The organism is Methylosinus sp. DMC45, from assembly GCF_056313885.1.
Genome location: NZ_JBQUZK010000050.1, coordinates 1 through 3,101 on the forward strand (window position 1 = coordinate 1; position 3,101 = coordinate 3,101).

General features: G+C 59.4%; 3 protein-coding genes. All 3 read right to left on the reverse strand.

All coding sequences use genetic code 11. The annotated features are described in order from the left end of the window. Positions 1-32: 32 nt before the first annotated feature. Positions 33-1,691, reverse strand: coding sequence for a recombinase family protein (locus ACT53T_RS16265; RefSeq protein WP_476161991.1), 1,659 nt, complete (start codon positions 1,689-1,691; stop codon positions 33-35). Between the two features lie 12 nt (positions 1,692-1,703). Further along, a complete protein-coding gene (locus ACT53T_RS16270; protein ID WP_476161992.1) occupies positions 1,704-1,967 on the reverse strand; it encodes a hypothetical protein in 264 nt (87 codons plus the stop codon). Between the two features lie 679 nt (positions 1,968-2,646). Next, the gene (locus tag ACT53T_RS16275) at positions 2,647-2,946 is read right to left on the reverse strand and encodes a hypothetical protein (protein WP_476161993.1); all 300 of its coding nucleotides are present in this window, start codon (positions 2,944-2,946) and stop codon (positions 2,647-2,649) included. Positions 2,947-3,101: the final 155 nt, after the last annotated feature.

Genomic DNA, 3,101 nt, shown 5'->3' on the forward strand with positions numbered 1-3,101 from the left:
GCGGGGTGGAGCAGCCCGGTAGCTCGTCAGGCTCATAACCTGAAGGTCACAGGTTCAAATCCTGTCCCCGCAACCAACGATTCTTGCGATAGCAAACCATCCAAAACCCCGCCCTCCGAAACGAGCGCGGGGTTTTTCTTGCCCGCCGCAAACCTCAGCATCGCCGCCAGGTCGCCGCGCAGCACGATAGCCAGTCCGCCGGCCTCGGGAACAAGCGTCACCTGATCGACGAGCGTGCGGAACAACTCCGCCGCCTCGACCTTTGCGTCGTCGCCCTGCAGGCTCTCGTGGAGCGCGGAAATACGTCGCCGAAAGATATCGGCAATGTTCGGATGCAGAAGCGGCGGCGGCTCCTCGGCGTTCGCAAGCAGGTCGATCAACTCGGCCTTGCGGGTTTCGAGCGCTCCGATCCTATCTTTCAACTTGGCGCCGGGCACGCCGTCGAGGATCGCCTGGATCGCTTTATCAAGCTCTCGGTCCACGCGCTCCAATTCGCGTTTGCGCGCCTCCAGATCGGCCCCCCGCTCGCTCCGAAGCCTATTCACCTCGCGGGTGAATTCGTCGCAGAACTCCTTGAACAACCCAGGCTCCATTAGGTGCGTCCGCAGGCCGCTCAGCACTGAAGCCTCCAGCGCGTCGCGCCGGATGTTCAAACGATTTTCGCAGGTGCCCTTGTTGCGCGCTGTCGCGCAGCCCAGCAGGTCCTTCGATATGATCGTGTAGCCGCCGCCACAGCATCCACACTTCACGAGACCGGCGAAGAGATGCTTCGGGCGTCTGCGGTCGTTCAGTGCGTTCTCTACGGATGTTGTGGGCTCACAGGCGAGCATTTGCTGGCGCCCTTTTACCTTGTCCCAGAGCTCTTGGTCGACGATGCGTAGCTCCGGCACGTCCTGAACGATCCATTCGGATTCGGGATTGAGACGCGAAACGCGCTTCCCAGTGTCTGGGTCCTTCAGATAGCGGAGGCGGTTCCAAACGAGGCGTCCGACATAAAGTTCGTTGTTGAGAATACCGACGCCGCGCTTGGGATTGCCATGAATGGTGGAGGGCCCCCATTCGGCGCGTTGCGGTCCTGGTAAGCCTTCCTGATTCAGTTCCCAGGCGATGGTGCGCGACGATTTTCCGGCGAGATAGTCGGCGAAGATGCGGCGGACGATGGTTGCCTCGGCCTCATTGATCGTTCTATCGCCGCGGATCGGTTCGCCATTTGCAGCGAACTGCTTGACCACGTCGTAGCCGAAGCACAGTCCACCACCGGACTTGCCTTCCTCGACCCGGCCGCGCAGACCGCGGCGAGTCTTGTCGGCGAGATCCTTCAAGAATAGGGCGTTCATCGTGCCTTTCAGGCCGACGTGCAGATGCGTCACGTCGCCCTCCGACAGAGTGACGATGCGCACGTTGGCGAAGGCCATGCGCTTGAATAGTCCAGCGATATCTTCCTGGTCGCGGCTCAAGCGATCCATCGCCTCTGCCAGCACGACGACGAATTTTCCGCGCAGAGCGTCGTGGATCAGTTCCTGGATGCCGGGGCGCAACAAGGAGGCGCCGGAGATGGCGCGATCGGTGTAGCTGTCGACGATCGTCCAGCCTTGCTTGTCTGCGTAATGACGGCAAAGCCGCAACTGATCCTCGATCGAGGCTTCGCGCTGATTGTCGGAGGAGTAGCGGGCGTAGAGCGCGGCTTTCATTCGGCTGCCTCCTTATTCGGGAAGACGGCCTTGCTTTCGATTTTCCTCTTCGGATCGAACGAAATCCCGCGCGGCCGCGCGTGCGAGCAGACGGACCAAATCGACGAGCCTCGGGTCGCGCTTCGATTGTGCTTCGATCGGACGACTGCCATTCGTCGCGACGACGTGAAGCTTTTCGGCAGTCGTTCGTCTCGAGCGCGGCATGACGGCGTCCACGTTTGTTCGAATGAGGACGATGATGTCAGGCGCGCGCGCAATGACAAGCCGCAACAGCATTCTGAAACAACGTCTTTCGTCGATTTGGAGAGCTCCTCGGCGCGCGCCGGCGTAGTCGCATGTACGAAAGAGTGAGTGGGCGTAGCAAAAATAAGTTTGTGATCGTACATCATGACGCCTCTCCATGTGATGGCTAGGGCTTTCGACATCCGCTACCGGCCGGCGGCTCCGCGATACCTCATGATTGCCAACGCCGCTCGTGTGATCTCGACCGCAAACCGGATGCAGCTCTCGAGGGCGTCGACTCCATCTCCGCTGATAAGATTGTGAGTTATCGATTTCGATTTTGTCGCGCGTTCAACGCGCCGGACGCTTTTCGCTATTTTCGAACCGTCTTTTTTGACTCGACAGCATATGGAACGAAGCAAAAGCTCCGGCCGCCCAACGATCCTTGATAGGGAGCGTTGCGGCTGTGGCGGAAAAGTCGAAATTGCACGGATGTGTTCGGCACCGACAGCGTCAAAGACGTCTCGTCGGCGGCGATGATATCGACTTCGAGCGCCTCTTCAGGGCGGTCGATGTCAGTGAGAGTTATTCGTCTTTCCACGACAGATGCTCCCAAAACAAAATCCTTGAAATGCGATCAACGTCAACCCCGTTTCTGGTCAGGGAGCGTCGGCTCCCAATGACGCAAGCGTAATGTTGCACGCCGTAGCCGGCGTAGCGAAAACGCGATCGACTAATTATCCGTCCGCCGCATTCTCACGTTCTCCAACGCCTCTCGTATCATTTCGTCGACCGCGAAGCGGACATTGCTCTCGAGCGCGTCGAGCCCGTCTCTGCCGATCAGATAGAGAGCGTCGTCGACGTGCGATTCGAGGAAGTAGCGGGAAATGACCGGCTGGTCGAAACCTGCGCCTCTCGACCTCGCTTTGATGCTCGCCATCGCAGCGTCACGCAGCGCGCGAGCGAATTGCTCGCGCGTGCTCAACAAAATCGTCGCCAAAGAGACGGCGTGACCCAGATGCTTCTCACGCATATTCGGACTCTCGGTCGTTTACGGACTCGCCCCCTCTGCCGCGTCGGCGCTTCCCTTCTTCGAACCGGCGGCGATCAATTGTAGAGTATACTCCGTAGATAAATAGAGCGCCGGGAGACCGGCAAGGAGTAGTCGGTGCAAGTCCGATACGATGA

Coding starts and splice junctions, on each gene's coding strand:
- ACT53T_RS16270 (WP_476161992.1), bottom strand. CDS start 1,967: ATGCTGTTGCGGCTTGTCATTGCGCGCGCGCCTGACATCATCGTCCTC.
- ACT53T_RS16275 (WP_476161993.1), bottom strand. CDS start 2,946: ATGCGTGAGAAGCATCTGGGTCACGCCGTCTCTTTGGCGACGATTTTG.
- ACT53T_RS16265 (WP_476161991.1), bottom strand. CDS start 1,691: ATGAAAGCCGCGCTCTACGCCCGCTACTCCTCCGACAATCAGCGCGAA.